Consider the following 20,195-nt stretch of genomic DNA (forward strand, 5'->3'; position numbering starts at 1 on the left):
CGGATATGAATGAATGGCATTCGGAGTTTATCTGAATTCGGTAACCCGAGATGGGCCCCTAGTCCAAACAGTGCTCTACCTCCATCATTCTCAATTCCGAGGCTAGCCCTAAAGCTATTTCGGAGAGAACCAGCTATCTCCAAGTTCGTTTGGAATTTCTCCGCTACCCACACCTCATCCCCGCACTTTTCAACGTACGTGGGTTCGGTCCTCCAGTGCGTTTTACCGCACCTTCAACCTGGACATGGGTAGATCACATGGTTTCGGGTCTACGACTACATACTCAAACGCCCTATTCAGACTCGCTTTCGCTGCGGCTCCGTCTCTTCAACTTAACCTCGCATGCAATCGTAACTCGCCGGTTCATTCTACAAAAGGCACGCCATCACCCATTAACGGGCTTTGACTTGTTGTAGGCACACGGTTTCAGGTTCTATTTCACTCCCCTTCCGGGGTGCTTTTCACCTTTCCCTCACGGTACTGGTTCACTATCGGTCACTAGGGAGTATTTAGCCTTGGGAGATGGTCCTCCCGGATTCCGACGGAATTCCTCGTGTTCCGCCGTACTCAGGATCCTCCTAGGCGCCTTCCAAATTTCATCTACGGGGTTTTTACCCTCTTTGACTGACTTTTCCAAGTCATTCGACTATCTGAAAGAACTACCATATTGGAGTCCTACAACCCCAATGAGCAAGCTCATTGGTTTGGGCTTTTCCCGTTTCGCTCGCCGCTACTCAGGGAATCGAATTTTCTTTCTCTTCCTGCAGGTACTTAGATGTTTCAGTTCTCTGCGTCTACCTCGAATGCGCTATGTATTCACGCAAACGTAACATCCTATAAAAGATGCTGGGTTCCCCCATTCGGAAATCTCTGGATCATAGCTTACGTACAGCTCCCCAAAGCATATCGGTGTTAGTCCCGTCCTTCATCGGCTCCTAGTGCCAAGGCATCCACCGTGCGCCCTTATTCACTTAACCTTATCAACCTTGCGGTTGGGTTTTGATCTTTCTTCTAGCGATAGAAGTCCGATCAAGAAAATAAGCAATTGAACTTATTAAAAAACTCATTCAACGCGGTGTTCTCGGTTTGTATTACTAATTTACTTCAAATATCCAGTTTTCAATGAACAAAATGTTTTAACAACTAATGTTGTTAATGGAGCCTAGCGGGATCGAACCGCTGACCTCCTGCGTGCAAAGCAGGCGCTCTCCCAGCTGAGCTAAGGCCCCGATTTATTTTTGAGAGTAGACCTCTCAAAACTGAACAAAGTATAAAACAAACAGTGTAGTCTCCGTAATATTCCTTAGAAAGGAGGTGATCCAGCCGCACCTTCCGATACGGCTACCTTGTTACGACTTCACCCCAATCATCTATCCCACCTTAGGCGGCTGGCTCCAAAAGGTTACCTCACCGACTTCGGGTGTTACAAACTCTCGTGGTGTGACGGGCGGTGTGTACAAGGCCCGGGAACGTATTCACCGCGGCGTGCTGATCCGCGATTACTAGCGATTCCGGCTTCATGTAGGCGAGTTGCAGCCTACAATCCGAACTGAGAGAAGCTTTAAGAGATTAGCTTAGCCTCGCGACTTTGCGACTCGTTGTACTTCCCATTGTAGCACGTGTGTAGCCCAGGTCATAAGGGGCATGATGATTTGACGTCATCCCCACCTTCCTCCGGTTTGTCACCGGCAGTCTTGCTAGAGTGCCCAACTAAATGATGGCAACTAACAATAAGGGTTGCGCTCGTTGCGGGACTTAACCCAACATCTCACGACACGAGCTGACGACAACCATGCACCACCTGTCACTTTGCCCCCGAAGGGGAAGCTCTATCTCTAGAGTGGTCAAAGGATGTCAAGACCTGGTAAGGTTCTTCGCGTTGCTTCGAATTAAACCACATGCTCCACCGCTTGTGCGGGCCCCCGTCAATTCCTTTGAGTTTCAACCTTGCGGTCGTACTCCCCAGGCGGAGTGCTTAATGCGTTAGCTGCAGCACTGAAGGGCGGAAACCCTCCAACACTTAGCACTCATCGTTTACGGCGTGGACTACCAGGGTATCTAATCCTGTTTGCTCCCCACGCTTTCGAGCCTCAGCGTCAGTTACAGACCAGAGAGCCGCCTTCGCCACTGGTGTTCCTCCATATATCTACGCATTTCACCGCTACACATGGAATTCCACTCTCCTCTTCTGCACTCAAGTCTCCCAGTTTCCAATGACCCTCCCCGGTTGAGCCGGGGGCTTTCACATCAGACTTAAGAAACCGCCTGCGCTCGCTTTACGCCCAATAAATCCGGACAACGCTTGCCACCTACGTATTACCGCGGCTGCTGGCACGTAGTTAGCCGTGGCTTTCTGGTTAGATACCGTCAAGGGATGAACAGTTACTCTCATCCTTGTTCTTCTCTAACAACAGAGTTTTACGATCCGAAAACCTTCTTCACTCACGCGGCGTTGCTCGGTCAGACTTTCGTCCATTGCCGAAGATTCCCTACTGCTGCCTCCCGTAGGAGTTTGGGCCGTGTCTCAGTCCCAATGTGGCCGATCACCCTCTCAGGTCGGCTATGCATCGTCGCCTTGGTGAGCCGTTACCTCACCAACTAGCTAATGCACCGCGGGTCCATCCATCAGCGACACCCGAAAGCGCCTTTCAAATCAAAACCATGCGGTTTCGATTGTTATACGGTATTAGCACCTGTTTCCAAGTGTTATCCCCTTCTGATGGGCAGGTTACCCACGTGTTACTCACCCGTTCGCCACTCCTCTTTTTCCGGTGGAGCAAGCTCCGGTGGAAAAAGAAGCGTTCGACTTGCATGTATTAGGCACGCCGCCAGCGTTCGTCCTGAGCCAGGATCAAACTCTCATAAAAAGTTCGAACAATCTTACGATTGTTAAGCTCAATTGTTTGCTAGCATATTGCTTGCTTGTTAAAAATGTTTGTTGTCTTGAATCAATCAAGACGCCCTACACATTTGGTTTGTCTTTGCTTTGTTCAGTTTTCAAAGGTCTACTTGATTAAAAGCTAATCAGTTGAGATTGCCGTAGCAACTTTTATATCATATCAGAGCGACGTTTGTTTGTCAACTCTTTTTTTAAAAGTTTTTTTGACTTCGTTTTTCAGAAGTGTTTCAGCAACTCATTTATCATAACTCATCGTTTGTTATTTGTCAACAACTTTTTTGAAGTTTTTTTCGATAGAATCAAGCTTCGTAAGCTATTGTTTTTTAACGACTCAGTTATCTTATCATGTGATCTCTCACACGTCAAGAACTTTTTGAAGTTATTTTTTATTTTTGTCAGAAGTTATTTAGTGATAACTTTTGAACAAATAATAATATACCAACTAAACCTTTAACGGTCAACGAATTTTTTGTATTTTTTCAAGTTTTTTTCATTGGACGATCATTTCTGTAATTTCAAAAATAATCATTCGTATTTTAATAGTTTTCCTGCGATATTACTCATCCCTTATTCTTTAATATTCGTTATAAATAAGAAGATCGTTTAATCAATCCACTCAAATACAAGCAAGCAATTCCTTTATCTATGCCTCCACATAATAAATTTCTCGATTATCCTTGCCTTGCATTTTTTTACCGTACCTCATTATTTCAAAAAAGAAACTGACAAAAAGTGGTGTAAGTTTTACGCTATCTACTAAAAATAGAGTGATCCTTTAACTTCTCTCTTTTACTAGATTATAAAAAAGAAGCCAACAGTTCTTGGCTTCTTTTTTATTCATCATATTTACCCTACCTAACGCATCGTTGGGAATAGTAACACATCACGGATCGACTGTGCATCCGTCAATAACATAACTAAACGGTCAATTCCGATACCTAGACCGCCAGTTGGTGGCATACCATATTCTAAAGCTTCCAAGAAGTCTTCATCGACACCGTGTGCTTCATCGTTTCCTAGCTCACGTTCTTTTTCTTGGGCCTCAAAACGTTCTCTTTGATCAATTGGATCATTTAATTCGGTAAAGGCATTCGCAAATTCCCGACCAACGATAAACAATTCAAAACGATCGGTAAAGCGTGGATCTTCTGGATTCTTTTTCGCCAATGGAGATACTTCTACTGGATGTCCGTAAACAAAAGTTGGTTGTGTCAATGTTTCTTCCACAAAAGTTTCAAAGAACTCATTGATGACATGTCCTACGCCCATTGCTTCGGTCACTTCTACGTGATGCTCTTCAGCAAGTGCTAATGCTTCTTCTAATGTCATTTCTTTCCAGAAATCGACACCTGTTTGCTCTTTGATCGCATCTACCATATGGATACGTTTAAAGTCACTTTCCAAATCAACTGCTTGGCCATCATAAGTGATTTCTGCTGTACCAAGAACTTTTTGGGCTGCATTACGAATGATTCCTTCAGTCAAGTTCATGACATCCTGGAAATCTGTATAAGCGGTGTAAGCTTCTAACATCGTAAATTCTGGATTATGAGTTGTATCGATTCCTTCATTACGGAAAACGCGACCGATTTCGTAAACTTTTTCCATTCCACCCACAATTAGGCGTTTTAAATGGAGTTCTAACGCAATACGTAAGTATAAATCAATATCTAGTGCGTTATGGTGTGTAATAAATGGACGAGCTGCAGCACCACCGGCTTCATTGTGTAAGACTGGTGTTTCTACTTCAATATAGCCATTACCATCTAAGTAACGACGGATTTCGCTAATAATTTGGCTACGTTTCATGAAGCGATCAAAACTTTCACGGTTACTGATCAAATCAAGATAACGTTGACGATAACGTTGTTCGATATTAGTCAATCCATGGTATTTATCTGGTAGCGGACGTAAAGCTTTTGATAAAATAGTGATTTCTGATGCCTTGATTGAAACTTCGCCAGTATCAGTCTTCATGATTTCACCTGTTACGCCAAAGAAGTCGCCTAAATCAGCATGTTTGAATACATCATAGGCTTCATCACCTACTTGATCTTTACGTACATAAATTTGGATTTGGCCTTCACGATCTTGTAAGTGAGCAAATCCAGCTTTTCCTTTACCACGACGAGTGATCATTCGACCGGCTACACTTGCAGTTAGCCCCATCTCCGCTAATTCTTCTTTTGTTCTTGGATCAAACAATTCATGTAATTCTTCTGAATTGTGCGTACGTTCAAATCGTTTACCAAAAGGATCAATCCCATTTTCTCTTAATTGCTCCATTTTTTGACGGCGAACAAGCATTTGATCGTTTAAATCTTCTACTTGATGTTGTTGTTCCTGTGTCACAAAAGTTCCTCCATTCTCATGTTATTCTCTTTCCTATAATGCCAATGAAACACAAAAAAAGCAAGCCGAACTTAAAGTTCGACTTGAAAATTCACGAAAAACTTAGAAAATCACTGGATTATTTCACAGATACTTTTTCTGTTTTCTCTAAAAAGCGGTCAAGCAGTTCATTGATTTCTACTTGTTTTTCTGCTTGATTGATTGCAACTTTTACTTTTGCTGCTCGAGAGATTCCTTTTAAATAATAGGAAGCATGTGTCCGAAATTCTCGGCACGCAACAACCTCTCCTTTTAAATCGACTAAACGTTTCAAATGTAATTTAGCGGTCTCGATTTTTTCTCTTGGTGTTGGTTCAGGGATTAACTCCCCGGTTTCTAAGTAATGCTGGGTGCGATGGATCATCCAAGGATTGCCTAACGCTGCACGCCCGATCATTACACCATCCGCTCCTACGTATTCTAACATTCTTTTAGCATCTTCCGGAGTTTTGACATCTCCATTGCCCATAAATGGGATCTTGAGCTGACTTTTAACTTCTTTCAATACTTCCCAGTTTGCTTTACCTTCATACATTTGTACTCTCGTACGTCCGTGCATGGCGATTGCACTGGCGCCAGCTGCTTCAGCCGCTAAAGCATTTTGCACAGCAAAGACATGTTGTTCATCCCAACCGATTCTCATTTTCACAGTAACTGGTACATCAACGGCAGAAGAGACAGCTTGCACCATCTCATAAACTTTATCTGGATCCAATAACCATTTAGCGCCTGCTTCTGCTTTGATGATTTTGTTCACTGGGCAACCCATATTGATATCAATGATGTCAGCCGCTGTATTTTCTTGAACGAATTGGGCAGCCTCGACCAAAGTATCTTTGTTTCCACCAAAAATTTGCAAGCTTAGTGGATGTTCTGTTTCTTCGATATGCAGCATCTCTAATGTTTTCTTGTTTCTAAAATGGATTCCTTGGTCACTGATCATCTCACAGACGACTAATCCAGCACCGAACTCTTTGACGGTCACACGAAACGCTGAATTAGTGATTCCAGCCATCGGTGCGACAACTACTCGATTGGGAATTTCAACATGTCCGATTTTCCATGTATGTTCCACTTATTTTCCTCCCAGCGCTTCTGCTTTTAGCTCGGATAATTCTGCTTCACTGTATTCATACTTGTTGTTGCAGAATGAACAAACGGCTTCTGCTCCGTGATCTTCATCAATCATCGCTTGGATTTCTTCTGCCCCTAAAGCAATAATTGCTTCCCCAAATTTTTCTTTTGAGCAATCACATTTGAATTGTACCGGCATTTTCTCTAAAATATTCAACTCACTAGTTCCTAGTAAACCTTCAAGAATTTTTTCAGGTGTTAATCCTTCGTCTAATAAAGTAGAAATACGTGGTGTCGTTTTTAATTGTTCTTCGATTTTACTGATAGTTTCTTCATCTGCACCAGGCATGATTTGGATCATAAATCCACCAGCTGTTTTGATACTGTCATCCGTGTTAACTAATACGCTCAATCCAACTGCTGAAGGAATCTGTTCTGAGATTGCAAGATAATAGGTAAAGTCTTCCGCAATTTCTCCAGAAACAATAGGTGTTTGTCCCGAAAATGGTTCTTTCAAACCGAGGTCTTTAGTAACACTGAACATCCCTTGCGTTCCCACAGCACCACGCACATCAATTTTTCCTGCTTCATTCAAAGGTAGGCTCAAATGAGGGTTTTGGATATAGCCTTTGACTTCTCCTTTACCATTCGCATCTACCACAATCCCATTAGCCGGACCATTCCCTTGAATCCGCACAGTTAACTTGTCTTCGCCTTTTAGCGTCGAACCTAGTAAAAGTCCGCCAACAAGCGTACGACCTAATGCAGCCGATGATGTATGCCAAGTGTCGTGTCGCTTTTGGGCTTCTGCAACAGTATTTGTTGCTTGAACTGCATAAGCACGTACATAGCCATCATAGGCCAGTGCCTTGATCAAATAATCTTCCATTTATTTATGTACCTCTTTTCCGATTTTTAAATTCATAGTGAATCATACTAGTTACGCTGATAATTTTCAACTTATGAATGTTATCTTTTCTTTTATTTGCCTATTCTATAATAAAAAATAAAACAACTACTAAAAAAGAGCCACGACTTTTGTCGTAGCTCTCATTTTTTAGCGATTATTTCGGTTGATCATCCGAATCATCTGTTGAAGAAGTTTGATGTTCTTCTTCATTTAATTCTTTTTTCTCTTCTTCAAATTCTTTCTTATCGTGCTCAAAATCTTGCTTTTCTTCCGCTTGTTTTTCTGCGTCTTTTTCTTCCAAAGCACGTTTTGCTTCTTCAAAAGTTTGCGCTTCTTTTTCACTAGGATAGTTAGCAGATTCTGAACCTTCAGGCATAACACCTTTTTCAAATAAAGATTTGATTGCTTTCGCATCGAGTGTTTCAAATTCTAACAGTTTTTCAGCGATCAATTTATGTTGCGCTCGATGTGCTTCGATGATCTCATGCGCTTTTTGATGAGCTTCCATCAAAATCTTACGCACTTCTTGGTCAATTTCAAAGGCCACTTGTTCAGAGTAAGCTTTCGTTTGACCATAGTCACGACCAACGAATACTTGATGATTTCCTTCATATTGAACTGGACCTAAACGATCACTCATTCCATATTCAGTTACCATGCTTCGTGCTAAAGCTGTTGCTTGTTCAAAGTCATTAGAAGCCCCAGTTGATTGAACGTTGAAGATGATTTCTTCTGCTGTTCGACCACCAAGCAAACCAACGATTTGTTCAAACATATCTTCTTTTGTCATCAAGAATTGATCTTCTTTTGGTAAGGCGATCATATAACCACCTGCACGTCCACGTGGAATAATGGTAACTTTATGAACCACACGTGCCCGACTCAAGACTAAACCAACGATCGTATGACCTGCTTCGTGATAAGCCACCATTTCTCGTTCTTTTTTGCTGATTACGCGATCTTTCTTAGCTGGACCTGCAATCACGCGATCTTCTGCTTCATCAATATCTGAAGCATCGATTTTCTTCTTGTTACGACGAGCCGCAACTAAAGCTGCTTCGTTTAAGACATTTTCTAAATCTGCACCAGCAAAACCTGGTGTTTGTTGTGCCACGACTTTCAAATCAACGTCATCTGCCATCGGTTTGTTTCGTGCGTGAACACGTAAGATTGCTTCACGGCCTTTCACATCTGGACGACCAACTAAAATTTGACGGTCAAAACGTCCTGGACGTAAAAGTGCAGGGTCAAGTACATCTGAACGGTTTGTTGCAGCAATGACGATAACACCTTCATTCCCATCAAATCCGTCCATTTCAACTAGCAATTGGTTCAGTGTTTGTTCACGTTCATCATGTCCACCGCCCATGCCTGCGCCACGTTGACGACCAACAGCATCAATTTCATCGATGAAGATGATTGCTGGAGCATTTTTCTTCGCTGTTTCAAATAAGTCACGAACACGACTTGCCCCAACACCCACAAACATTTCTACAAAGTCAGAACCTGAAATAGAGTAAAACGGTACACCCGCTTCTCCAGCTACAGCTTTTGCTAACAATGTTTTACCAGTTCCTGGAGGTCCTTCTAAAAGAACACCAGCTGGGATACGTGCGCCTAACTCAACAAAACGTCGCGGATCTCTTAAGAATTCAACAACTTCAACCAACTCTTGTTTCTCTTCTTCTGCACCAGCGACATCCGAGAAGCGTACACGGTTCGCTTTTTTGTCTGCTTCTTTGGCTTTTGATTTACCAAAGTTCATGACACGGCCACCGCCGCCTCCGCCACCACCTTGTTGCCCCATCATCATATAGAAGAAGAACACAAGGATGATAATTGGTAAGAAGCTTAGCAATAAGGATACCCATACGCCACTGCTTGATTCTTCTTTGACTGTTGTAGCTACGTTATGTTCTTTCGCTAAATCAGTCACTTGGCTAAGTGTGGTATCGTTTGGCAAAATAATCGTTGTAAAGTGTGTCGTTTTTGTATCTGTCGATCCTAAGATAGCAAGTCCACCACTGTTAGAGACGGTTTGCTGTTCTTTATACTCTCCAGAAATTTTATATACACCATTTGCAGGTTGCACTTCAAATTCTTTGATTTTCCCTGCTTGTAATTGTTCTGTAAATTTTGTGTACTCGATATCTGACGATCGTTGGCCGTTATTACCAAAGATAAAATATACGACCATAACCATCGCTAAGATTACGAGGACATAATACAAGGCATTTTTCATCATGCCATTGTTTTTTTTGTTCATAGTTGCCCTCCCTATGCGTTATTTTAATTTAGCATTTTTTTTATCAATCCTGACCATTCTATTGTAACACAATTTATAGTAGATACAGCACTAATTTGATTGATAAACGCTAGGCTTCAATACACCGATGTATGGTAAATTACGGTAAGCTTCTGCATAATCTAATCCGTAACCCACTACAAATTCATTAGGAACATTGAATCCAACATAGTCTGCTTCAATATCAACTACTCTACCTTCTGGTTTATCAAGCAATGTGACAATTTTCACTGATTTTGCTTTACGGTATTTAAATAGATCAACCAAATAAGCGAGTGTTCTTCCACTATCGATGATATCTTCAACGATCAGTAAGTCACGGCCTTCAACATTGGTATCTAAATCTTTGACGATTTTGACTTCTCCTGATGAAACCGTTGCATTTCCATAACTTGAAACATCCATAAAGTCTATTTCCAAGTGAGCATCAATCGAACGTATGATATCTGCCATGAATGGAACAGCGCCTTTTAGAACACCAACAACGAGTGGATTATTATGCTTATAAGTTTCTGCCAATTCTTTGCCTAGTTCTTCACAACGAACTTGTATTTCTTCTCTTGTAATCAAAACTTTTTCAATATCCTTTTCTAACATCAGGTTCTCCTTCCAATTGCTTCTTTGTGATATTTGTAAAGAAGTATGTAGTGTATTTTATCAGTTTCTACACCAATACTCAAATAGGAATAGGTAAATGGGACCAAACTATAAATATTTTCATTTTGATCCCTCACGACCCATGCCTCTTTTCTTTGTGAATCAGGTACTTTGTTATCAATCAAATATCTGGATATTTTCTTTTTTAGTTTGCTATTTAGCTGGATACGCTCTCCTGCTTGTCTCTTTCCTACAAACAGTTCTTGATGTGAAGATAGCCAAAGATCATGAGAAAACTCGTCCCAATCATCTGCTTTTCTAGCTTCTTCGGCTGCTTCAGGTGTAAACAAGCCGATCCAGCAGCTTTCATCTAACCTGATGCGTTGATTCAACTCCAACTTATACGCCTCTGTTCGTTCTTGTATTGTTTTTGAGGGATCAGCTTTCTCTTGGATAAGATAGATTTTTTCATAGCTACGTTGCAGAACCCACCCTCGTTCAAGAGTAATTTTCCATTGGCCTTTTTTCTGTTGACACTGTTGTAAAATCAGTTGGATTTGTTTTTCTTTGATCACGATCGCTGTTTTTTCAAAAAAATGATCAAAGAATGCGTATAAGAAATAATAGCTTTCTTCTTCTGGCATCTCCGCTAATAGTTTCCAAGGAAAATGCACCCATTCGTTTTCTTCTACGACATTTTCCATCAAGACTTTCTTCATGTGTGTTTGAATCAATCGATCTGCCCATTGGATCTGCTGCGAAAAACGTTGAAAATGAACCATTGCTTGTGGATTTTCTTGTTTTAGTTGAGGCAGAACCAAATGACGAAGGCGATTACGTTGAACATCCAACTCTTGATTCGTATGGTCTTCAAAATAAACCAGCTCTCGCTCTGAAGCATATTGATATAATTGCGCCTTACTAAATCCTAGTAACGGACGAATCAATCGACCATTGGAGAAGGGTTGGGCTTCTTTGATCCCAGCATAGGTACTAAGTTGCCCCCCACGCAACAACTTCATTAAAACCGTTTCCATTTGGTCATCCCCATGATGTGCCGTCATTAGGCAGTCATAGCTGCCGCTTTGCATCTGCTTCGCAAACACTTGATAACGAAACTCTCGAGCCGCTGTTTCAATGCCCTTTTTTGTTGGCTTTTCCCAAACTTCCACTTGTAATGGGAGTTGATGTTGTTGACAATACTTCTTTAAATACGCAACTTCATGAACAGATTCTTCTCTTAATTGATGATTGATATGGGTCACTGCCAAAAAGAAACCCCATTTTTTTTGCGCTTCCATCATTAAATCCAGAAGAACCATAGAATCTACTCCCCCAGAAACCGCCAGTAGCGCTCTTGTTTTTTCATTCAAATAACCATTGATTTCACAATTTGTCAAAAAACGTTGTCTGATCTTCCTTGCGTCTTGTTCTTCTTCCATCGAATCACTTCCTTGTTCCTTCTCGGCTTCGATCAACCTACCATCAAAGATTCCAATGAAAAAAAGAGCGGACAAAAGTCTGCGACAATTGCCTGCTCTTAAGTTTTTGGTTAGCTGCGACGTCCGCCGCGTCCGCCACGTTTACCTTCTGTATTGCGCTTCAAGGAAGTCAATCGATCATCACTATCCTTTAAAAATGAACTCATTAATGAATCGAAGTCTTCTTTATGGTTATTAGAAGATTGACTGCGAGAAAAAGGTTTTTTCTGTGTTGAACGACCTCGATTATCGCGAGGATCTCTTTGTTGGTATTTTTTTGGACGCTTATCATCATCTGATTCTGTTGATTCCGCTGGTTTTGGTTGTGTTTGACGGATTGATAATCCAATTTTACCATCATCATTAACTGAGATAACTTTAACAGTTACTTCATCACTGACACTTAAAACATCATGAATATCTTTGATATAGCCATTTGAGACTTCACTGATATGAACTAGACCAGTTTTTCCAGCTCCTAAATCAATAAACGCGCCAAAATTTGTAATTCCTGATACTTTTCCTTGCAGTTTTGCTCCTACCTCGATTGACATAAAAAAAATGTTCCTCCTAATTATTAACCTATTTATAATACTGCTTATTTTGCAGTTGTTGAACTAGTTGTTTGGTCTGTGTCATCCGTATTTGATTCTAATACTGGATAAACCTGCTCGCCTTCTTTTGAATAAAAGTATTTGCTTCTCGCAAGTTTCGCCACATAGTCATCATCTTTCAATAATGAGACATCCTGTGTTAGCTGATCCACATCAGCATTGACTTGGCTTAATTCCGTATTTGCTTCAACTTTCAATTCGTTTAATTGATTCATTCTTTGCATATCACGAAAAATTTGAAAACCTAAAATTGCGAAAATGACCAAAGCACCTATAAAAATAACTGCTAATCGACGTCTACGAAAAATCAACTGGCGTTGTTGTTCTTGAAATTCGACATATTTTTTCTTTGCATACTCTGTATCTAAAGCAGCAATTTTGTTGCTTTTTTTTGTCACTTCTCTTCGCTCCAATCTTTTTTGATTGTCGTTTTCATTATACCAATATCATTGAGGGTTGTCTAATCTATTTCGTCAGTGTTTTGCTTGCGAATCTCCGAAATGATCTCATACATTTTTTGAGCATCTTCTTTTTTCGTTGACTCATGTAATTCATTGACTTTTACTTCCATTGTTTTGTTTCCAAATTGGATCTTCAATTGATCGCCTACCTTGACATCACTAGAAGATTTAGCCAATTTTCCGTTGATTTGAATTCTTCCTTTATCTGCCACTTCTTTTGCTACAGAGCGGCGTTTGATAATTCGAGAAATTTTAAGAAATTTATCTAATCGCATTAGGATTCCTCACTTTTATTTTTTATAAGTTTATTAAATCGTAAAATCTTTTTTCCAAACGGTAACATCAACCATTCTCTAACCGTAAATAATTTTGTCCAGATCACAGCATTCACAAAGACGAACGCTCCGATTCCTACACCTGCTAAACTGGCAAAGAATGCAGAAGACCGATGAGCAACCGGGCCAAAAATCATCGTCAGTCCGCCATAATAAATCAGTAAGGCTAAGATCATCCATCCCAAACATTGAAGCAATTTACTTCCAAAGCGACGTTCTTTCCAGAACTGATTGATTTCACTAGTCTCCGTGTGGACAAAATACCATAGAGTGACAGCCAATCCTAGCAAGGTCGACAAACTAGCTCCTACTGTCCCTAGATAACCAGTTAGAAACGGGGTTGCCAAAGCTTTGGCTAACAGCCCCCAGCCTGCACCTTTCAAAGAGGGACGAAAAGAATTTTTACTTTGGGCAATACTTTGATAGGTTTGAATGATTGCTGTTAAAGCAATTGCAAAGACGAATAGCACCAACGCTGCATTCCCAGCGTAATCTTTAAATAGCGCATAGTTGATATACGGTAAAAGCATGGCTAGTCCTACAGAAGCAGCTAATGCTAAAGTCGTTGTTAACCGTAAATAGATTTTGGCAGTCTTTAGAAATTGACTATGCACAGCCGTCATCAAGTACTTCGTCAATGCAGGTAAGAAAGTCGCACTTAATGCAGTTGCAATCACTAGTCCTAATTGAACTAACGGTTGCCCACGATCATAGACCCCTTTTGCAATTTTTGCACTTTGTTCAGATAGTCCATAAACTTGAAGCGCATTTTTTACAAAAAATGAGTCGATCAGCTGAAAGAAAATCAGCAGACCACTATAGATTGACACTAAGCCCCCTTCAACTAAAAAACGCCGGATCAATCGTTTGTCAGGTCGTTTCGTGACCGAAAAATGTCGAAAACTTAACGCTCCACCATGGATCTTTTGTTCATAATAGCGCAACACACCATAGGCACAAAGTCCCCCGATGACTGCACCACTCATAGCAGCAGTTCCTGTTTGGTAAACTGACCAGCCAAATAGTCGAAAAGCAAAGGCACTGAAAACGATGATCGCCACTCTCACAAATTGTTCAACGACTTGTGAAACAGCTGTCGGTTCCATCAAAAATCTGCCTTGGAAATTTCCTCGATAAAAAGATAGTCCTGGCATCAGTAAGAAAGTAAATGAAACGATTTGGATCAGTGGTCGTAATTGCTGATCCCCCATCATCCAAGCAATCCAACGGCTAAAGAGAAAAGTAAACAGCCACAGAACAATCCCTGTCCAAAAAACTAATGGATAAAGCCGTTGCAGTGCTTCTTTTCGCTGAATTGGATCTTTTCTTTCAGCGACATATTTTGAAATGAATTGCGGTAAACCAGACAACGCTAAAGTCATGGCAATCCCATAGATTGGGTATACTTGTTGGTATACATAAAATCCTTCATCACCAACTAAGTTTTGGAGCGGAATGCGGTACAGCGCACTTAGGACTTTTGCTATGAAAGAAGCAATCGTCAATATAAATGCGCCATGCATCACGCGACGCATCTCTTTATGGTCCAAAGTATTCGCTCCTTCCTAAGCAGACAGATATTTTTGTTCACGTAAAGCTTTGACAAAACGTTGGATTTCTTGCAGCCAAACTGCTTCATCGGTCTTGTTAGGAACCGTTAGTCGAATCACCATTTTTTCTTTTTCTACACCTAAACTTGCTTTTAGTTTTGTTGCAGTCAAAGCTTCAAATAACTGTTCTACAGTATAGCGTTTTGTTCCTGCTTTACTTAGATTAAAGACGATAGTCTGCTGTTGCTTGCGAATTGTTTCAATCAAGGCGCGATCGCCATCCATTTTGATTTGGCCAATCGTTAAGAGATGTGCCACCTCTTCAGGGTATTCCCCAAAACGGTCTAAAAGATCATCTTCTAATTCATCAAGCATTTCTTGTGAATCAAGTTCCCTGATCCGTTTATAAATTTCAATTTTCTGTCTTTGGTCCGAAACATATTCTTCTGGCAAGTAAGCATCGACCCCAAGATCGATTTCAACTGCTGTTTTTTCCACTTGGTTGTTCTTTCCTTGTTTACGTAAAACAGCATCACTTAACATTTGCGAATACATGTCGAATCCGACAGCATCAATAAAGCCGTGCTGCTGCGCACCTAGCAGATTTCCTGCTCCTCGGATCGATAAATCCCGCATAGCGATTTTAAAACCAGAGCCTAGTTCGGTGAAATCTTTAATGGCTTGAAGACGTTTTTCGCTGACTTCATTCAAGATTTTTTGTTGTTCATACATGAAGTAGGCGTACGCCACTCGGTTGCTTCGTCCCACACGACCTCGTAATTGATAAAGAGTCGATAGCCCCATGTAATCAGCATTTTCAACGAAGAGCGTATTCGCATTTGGAATATCGACACCCGTTTCAATGATCGTCGTTGTGACTAACACATCATATTGTCCTTCAATAAAATCAAACAATGTATTTTCTAATTGTGCTTCAGTCATTTGACCATGCGCATAACCGATTCGTGCTTCTGGTACAAGTTCTTGGATTTCTTCCACTTTTTGTTCGATCGTCTCTACTCGATTATAGAGATAGAACACTTGACCGCCACGCCCCATTTCTCGATGGATAGCTTCACGAATCGCTCCAGGATTTTTTTCCATCACGTAAGTTTGAATCGGATAACGATTGGCAGGCGGTGTTTCGATCACTGATAAATCACGAACCCCGAGCATTGACATGTGGAGTGTCCGTGGGATCGGTGTCGCTGTTAACGTCAAGACATCCACTTGGGCACGTAGTTGTTTCAAACGTTCTTTATGTTTTACACCAAAACGCTGTTCTTCGTCAACGATCAATAACCCTAAGTCACTAAATTCAATGTCTTTAGATAAGATACGATGCGTTCCGACTACGATATCGATTTGTCCAGTACGTAATTGTTCAATCGTTTCTTTTTGTTGTTTTTTCGTTCGGAAACGACTCAATAGACCTACATTTACTGGAAATCCTTCAAAACGTTCCAACATCGTTTCATAATGTTGTTGGGCGAGAATGGTCGTAGGAACTAAAAAGGCAACTTGTTTACTTTCCTTGACGGCTTTAAAAGCAGCTCGTAAAGCCACTTCCGTTTTACCGTAGCCAACATCACCAACGAGCAAACGATCCATCGGTTTTTCTTTTTCCATATCTCGTTTGATCTCTGCGGCACTCCGTAATTGGTCATCCGTTTCAGAGTATGGGAAGGCATTTTCAAATTCTTTTTGATACCCATCATCCGGTCCAAACGCATACCCTTTTTCTGATTCTCTGGCAGCATATAGTTTGATCAGATCATCTGCGATATCTTCAATTTTAGACGAAACCTTTCTTTTGGTTTTCGTCCATTCACTACTGCCTAATTTATTGATACGAGGTGCTTTTGATTCAGAAGCAACATACTTTTGGATCAAATTCAGCTGGGTAACCGGAATAAATAATTTATCGTCATTTTGATAAAGGATCGTCATGTAGTCTTGATGGACACCATCCACTTCTAACGTTTCCATCCCAATATATTTACCGATCCCGTGATTTGCGTGAACGACATAGTCGCCTGCTTTTAGTTCATTATAGCTTTTTAAACGTTCCGCATTAGTTACGGTTTGTCGCCGTGTTTGTTTCTTCGTCGTTTTTTGGAAAATTTCTTTTTCCGTAATTGCGACTATTTTCTCTTGAGGAAGTTCGAACCCTGTTTGCAGCGCCCCTTCCACTAGTTGCACTTGTCCTCTGATCAGTTTTTCTTTTTCGGTTTCCACGACTAGGATCTCTTCATCACGTAACATCTGCTCCGCTTTTCTAATCCGTTCTTTCGTAGGAATAAAGATGACTACTGTTTGTTCTTGCTTACGCCATCGGTCCATTTCTGTTTTCAATAATGGCATTTGACCAAAAAATTGTTGCATCGTACGATATTGAAAATTGTGAATCGCTTGAAAACGTAAATTCCCCATACCCTTTTGAAAAAGCGCAAAAAAAGTCGTCACAAATTTTTCTTTTTGAACTAATTTATGCACATCATTGAAAAAGACTTGCTCTGAGAAGACACGTAATTCACTAATTTTTTGTGTTTGCCATTCAGCTGCTTCTCTTTCGATCTCCCGATTTGTTTCCATGATTCGTTGATAATCATCCACAATGAATAAACTACTTGTTGGAAAATAATCAAGGATCGTCGTTTCTTCTTGATAAAGAAGATCAGCATAAAGTTTCGCGTCTTCTGTCGGATTTCCTGCTTGCCATTGCGCGATCACTTGTCCAAAATAATCCTGCACGAATTGGCGGTCTGTTTCTTCTGAAATCGTCGCTAGTTTCTTTTCTAACAACTTTTCCAGTCGGTCAATCCCATGAAGTAAATCAGCTTGGTCGTAGACCTGTTCACTTGTCGGTGCGATCCAAATTTCTGTTACTTTTTCGATCGAGCGCTGAGTTTCTACTTCAAAATATCGCATGGAGTCAATCTCTACATCAAATAATTCGATACGTACGGGATGTTCGAGATTGATCGGATAGATATCAATGATGCTGCCACGAATACTATACTCTCCTGTTTTTGCCACCATCTCAACTCGTTCGTAGCCTAATAAAGTCAATAGACGAGGCAGATCGTCAACGGCTATTTCCTCTCCCGTTCGCCAAGTCAATTGGGCTTGTTTCCAAACTTTTGGACTGGGTAATCGTTTATGCAATGCTGCTACTGGTAATAAATAGACCCCTGGTTGTTTTTGTTGCAGGGCATTTAGTGTAGCAACTCGTTCTCTTCTTGCTTCTGGGGAAGAAAAAGCCATTTCCGCAGAAAGAACTTCATCTACTGGAAAAGAATGTATTTGTTCTGCTGGCAAAACATGTTGCAAATCTTCTGCTAGTTGATTCGCATAATACAGATTAGGCATTAATACGACTAAGTTTTTCTTTGTTTTTTTGAACGCTCGAGCAAAGAGAAGAGTTTTGGCTGAACCAGCTAAACCAGTGATCAATTGTCTTGGTGATTTTTCTTCTATCTGGTTGAGCCATTCCTTTACCTGTGGATCTTTACCAATTAATTGAACGATATCCATTTTTTTCCTCCTTCGCTAATTGAATTTGTTCATCGTATCGATAAACGAATGACCATCCAGCATAAACTCGAGTGCTGCCACTGACTGATCGATACTTGCTTCAATCAATGGTTGAACTTCTTTACTAAATGGGCTTAGCACGTGTTGAACAACAGTTTTGTTTCCTTCTGGTCGACCAATGCCTACTTTGATACGGTCAAATACATTCGTATTCAAGTGAGAAATGATACTTTTTATTCCATTATGCCCTCCAGCACTCCCTTTTTGGCGCAAGCGGATCTTGCCAGTTACAAGATCTAAATCATCATAAACAACAACTAATTCTTCCGGATAAATACCGAAATAAGTCATTAATGGTCCTACAGCACGACCAGATTCGTTCATAAAAGTTTGCGGCTTCACTAATAAGATTTTTTCTCCTTGATAGAAAAACTCTGCAACTTCCGCTTCAAATGTATTTTTTTTAAACACAGCTTGTTGCTTTTCAGCCATGCGATCAACGACCATAAAGCCGATATTATGTTTGGTTTGTGCATATTTGGTTCCTGGGTTTCCAAGCCCTACGATCATTTTCATTTGTTCTACCACCTAATTGAAAAAAGCAGCACAAAAGGCTGGAGCGCCCTAAAGCAATCCAGTCTTTGACTCATTTTTTCATTTTTTTACTTTCTACTATTAAGTATAACACACAAGTACCTGTTTCAACAAAAAGAGAATGTTTAACAAATGATAAAGAAATTAAAATTTTCTTCAAAGTCTAATAAATTAATAACCTTTTAAAAATAGTGAAATCACGCACATGTAAGCTTTTACATATAATACAACCTTGTTATCTGTTATATTTTATAGCCAAATAGCGTGACAGCGGGCTTGATAAATGTTAGCATAGGCATGGGAAAAAACAAAATCAATGGAAGGATTGATATATAATGACTGCAGCTGCAGAAAAAAAAGATCATCAAAAAGTAATTCTTGTTGGAGATGGCGCCGTAGGTTCTAGCTATGCCTTTGCTCTAGTTACTCAAAACATTGCACAAGAAGTAGGTATCGTAGATATCAACACAGCAAAAACTGAAGGAGATGCTATTGATTTATCACATGCTCTAGCATTTACTTCACCTAAAAAAATCTACTCTGCTACTTATGCAGATGCACATGATGCTGACTTAGTAGTTATCACTGCTGGTGCACCACAAAAACCAGGTGAAACTCGTTTAGACTTAGTAAATAAAAACTTAAAAATCAACCGCGATGTAGTAACACAAATTGTTGAATCAGGATTCAATGGTATTTTCTTAGTTGCTGCTAACCCAGTAGATATTTTAACTTACTCAACTTGGAAATTCTCAGGCTTCCCTAAAGAACGCGTAATCGGTTCAGGTACTTCACTTGACTCAGCTCGCTTCCGTCAAGCACTTGCAGAATTAGTTGATGTTGATGCACGTAACGTCCATGCTTATATCTTAGGTGAACATGGTGACTCAGAATTTCCTGTTTGGTCACATGCTAACGTTGCTGGTTTACAAATTTATGAATGGGTTAAAAACAATCCAGACGTTGATGAAGAAGCAATGGTTAACTTATTCTTTGGTGTACGTGATGCTGCTTACACAATCATTGAAAAGAAAGGCGCTACTTTCTATGGTATCGCTGTAGCCTTAGCACGTATCACTCGTGCCATCTTAGATGATGAAAATGCTGTACTTCCACTATCTGTATTTATGAATGGTGAATACGGCTTGAACGATATCTACATTGGTGCCCCTGCAGTAATCAACCGTCAAGGTATCCAAAAAGTTATCGAAATCCCTCTAAGTGACAGCGAACAAGATCGTATGGCTGCTTCAGCTAAACAATTAAAAGAAATCTTAGATGAAGCTTTTTCTAAATTAGACGCTGAATAATTAGAATAAATTTAACCACTTAATCAAGCAGAATGTCAGCATTCTGCTTGATTTTTTTACTTAACGATCGTTAAATTTTTGCTAAATCATTTGTCCCCTTCGTCTTTTTTCTCAAAATATGCTATGATTAGTTCGTT

The 20,195-nt window shown here is 40.4% G+C and carries 13 protein-coding genes, 1 tRNA gene and 2 rRNA genes (1 of these 16 only partly in view); 1 reads left to right on the top strand and 15 read right to left on the bottom strand.

From position 1 onward, the window contains the following. From IGJ23_RS12390 to pth, 15 genes are all read right to left on the bottom strand, one after another. Positions 1–977: ribosomal RNA gene (locus IGJ23_RS12390) — 23S ribosomal RNA — on the bottom strand (it extends 1,937 nt beyond the left edge of the window). 179 nt (positions 978–1,156) lie between these two features. Next, positions 1,157–1,229: transfer RNA gene (locus IGJ23_RS12395), tRNA-Ala, on the bottom strand. Between the two features lie 78 nt (positions 1,230–1,307). Next, positions 1,308–2,867: ribosomal RNA gene (locus IGJ23_RS12400) — 16S ribosomal RNA — on the bottom strand. Together the 16S and 23S rRNA genes with 1 tRNA gene alongside form the textbook arrangement of a ribosomal RNA operon. An 887-nt stretch (positions 2,868–3,754) precedes the next feature. Beyond that, complete coding sequence (gene lysS, locus IGJ23_RS12405) at positions 3,755–5,251, bottom strand: lysine--tRNA ligase (RefSeq protein WP_010720573.1); 1,497 nt, start codon at positions 5,249–5,251, stop codon at positions 3,755–3,757. Between the two features lie 118 nt (positions 5,252–5,369). Then, the gene (dusB, locus tag IGJ23_RS12410) at positions 5,370–6,365 is read right to left on the bottom strand and encodes a tRNA dihydrouridine synthase DusB (protein WP_034700012.1); all 996 of its coding nucleotides are present in this window, start codon (positions 6,363–6,365) and stop codon (positions 5,370–5,372) included. Beyond that, the gene (hslO, locus tag IGJ23_RS12415) at positions 6,366–7,253 is read right to left on the bottom strand and encodes an Hsp33 family molecular chaperone HslO (protein WP_010720575.1); all 888 of its coding nucleotides are present in this window, start codon (positions 7,251–7,253) and stop codon (positions 6,366–6,368) included. A gap of 175 nt (positions 7,254–7,428) precedes the next feature. After that, on the bottom strand, positions 7,429–9,540 hold the full coding sequence (gene ftsH / locus IGJ23_RS12420; RefSeq protein WP_010720576.1) for an ATP-dependent zinc metalloprotease FtsH: 2,112 nt from the start codon (positions 9,538–9,540) through the stop codon (positions 7,429–7,431). A gap of 90 nt (positions 9,541–9,630) precedes the next feature. Next, the gene (gene hpt / locus IGJ23_RS12425) at positions 9,631–10,176 is read right to left on the bottom strand and encodes a hypoxanthine phosphoribosyltransferase (RefSeq protein WP_010737292.1); all 546 of its coding nucleotides are present in this window, start codon (positions 10,174–10,176) and stop codon (positions 9,631–9,633) included. Then, a complete protein-coding gene (gene tilS / locus IGJ23_RS12430; RefSeq protein WP_063627631.1) occupies positions 10,176–11,618 on the bottom strand; it encodes a tRNA lysidine(34) synthetase TilS in 1,443 nt (480 codons plus the stop codon). Before tilS ends, hpt begins: the two co-directional genes overlap by 1 nt. A gap of 110 nt (positions 11,619–11,728) precedes the next feature. Next, positions 11,729–12,211: a S1 domain-containing RNA-binding protein gene (locus IGJ23_RS12435; protein WP_010720579.1), complete on the bottom strand. Its 483-nt coding sequence runs from the start codon at positions 12,209–12,211 to the stop codon at positions 11,729–11,731. A gap of 44 nt (positions 12,212–12,255) precedes the next feature. Then, entirely contained in the window at positions 12,256–12,669 is a 414-nt protein-coding gene (locus IGJ23_RS12440) for an FtsB family cell division protein (RefSeq protein ID WP_010737290.1), read from the bottom strand. A 62-nt stretch (positions 12,670–12,731) separates the two neighbouring features. Beyond that, a complete protein-coding gene (locus tag IGJ23_RS12445) occupies positions 12,732–13,007 on the bottom strand; it encodes an RNA-binding S4 domain-containing protein (protein WP_010720581.1) in 276 nt (91 codons plus the stop codon). Further along, positions 13,007–14,617 (bottom strand): putative polysaccharide biosynthesis protein, encoded by a 1,611-nt coding sequence (locus tag IGJ23_RS12450; protein WP_010720582.1) that lies wholly within the window; start codon positions 14,615–14,617, stop codon positions 13,007–13,009. The genes IGJ23_RS12445 and IGJ23_RS12450 overlap by 1 nt, the downstream gene beginning before the upstream one ends. Positions 14,618–14,632: 15 nt before the next feature. Continuing rightward, entirely contained in the window at positions 14,633–18,154 is a 3,522-nt protein-coding gene (gene mfd / locus IGJ23_RS12455) for a transcription-repair coupling factor (RefSeq protein WP_438775042.1), read from the bottom strand. A gap of 15 nt (positions 18,155–18,169) precedes the next feature. After that, the gene (pth, locus tag IGJ23_RS12460) at positions 18,170–18,730 is read right to left on the bottom strand and encodes an aminoacyl-tRNA hydrolase (RefSeq protein WP_010720584.1); all 561 of its coding nucleotides are present in this window, start codon (positions 18,728–18,730) and stop codon (positions 18,170–18,172) included. A 353-nt stretch (positions 18,731–19,083) separates the two neighbouring features. Between pth and IGJ23_RS12465 the strand changes: the two genes are divergently transcribed. Then, positions 19,084–20,058, top strand: a complete 975-nt coding sequence (locus IGJ23_RS12465) for an L-lactate dehydrogenase (RefSeq protein WP_005875171.1) — start codon at positions 19,084–19,086, stop codon at positions 20,056–20,058. Positions 20,059–20,195: the final 137 nt, after the last annotated feature.

This window comes from Enterococcus sp. DIV1682a, from assembly GCF_051711005.1.
Classification (GTDB): Bacteria; Bacillota; Bacilli; order Lactobacillales; family Enterococcaceae; genus Enterococcus_B; species Enterococcus_B hirae.

Bases quoted from the DNA above. Each gene is read 5' to 3' on its own strand.
- hslO (WP_010720575.1), bottom strand. From the start codon at position 7,253: ATGGAAGATTATTTGATCAAGGCACTGGCCTATGATGGCTATGTACGT.
- ftsH (WP_010720576.1), bottom strand. From the start codon at position 9,540: ATGAACAAAAAAAACAATGGCATGATGAAAAATGCCTTGTATTATGTC.
- hpt (WP_010737292.1), bottom strand. From the start codon at position 10,176: ATGTTAGAAAAGGATATTGAAAAAGTTTTGATTACAAGAGAAGAAATA.
- tilS (WP_063627631.1), bottom strand. From the start codon at position 11,618: ATGGAAGAAGAACAAGACGCAAGGAAGATCAGACAACGTTTTTTGACA.
- IGJ23_RS12435 (WP_010720579.1), bottom strand. From the start codon at position 12,211: ATGTCAATCGAGGTAGGAGCAAAACTGCAAGGAAAAGTATCAGGAATT.
- IGJ23_RS12445 (WP_010720581.1), bottom strand. From the start codon at position 13,007: ATGCGATTAGATAAATTTCTTAAAATTTCTCGAATTATCAAACGCCGC.
- mfd (WP_438775042.1), bottom strand. From the start codon at position 18,154: ATGGATATCGTTCAATTAATTGGTAAAGATCCACAGGTAAAGGAATGG.
- pth (WP_010720584.1), bottom strand. From the start codon at position 18,730: ATGAAAATGATCGTAGGGCTTGGAAACCCAGGAACCAAATATGCACAA.
- IGJ23_RS12465 (WP_005875171.1), top strand. From the start codon at position 19,084: ATGACTGCAGCTGCAGAAAAAAAAGATCATCAAAAAGTAATTCTTGTT.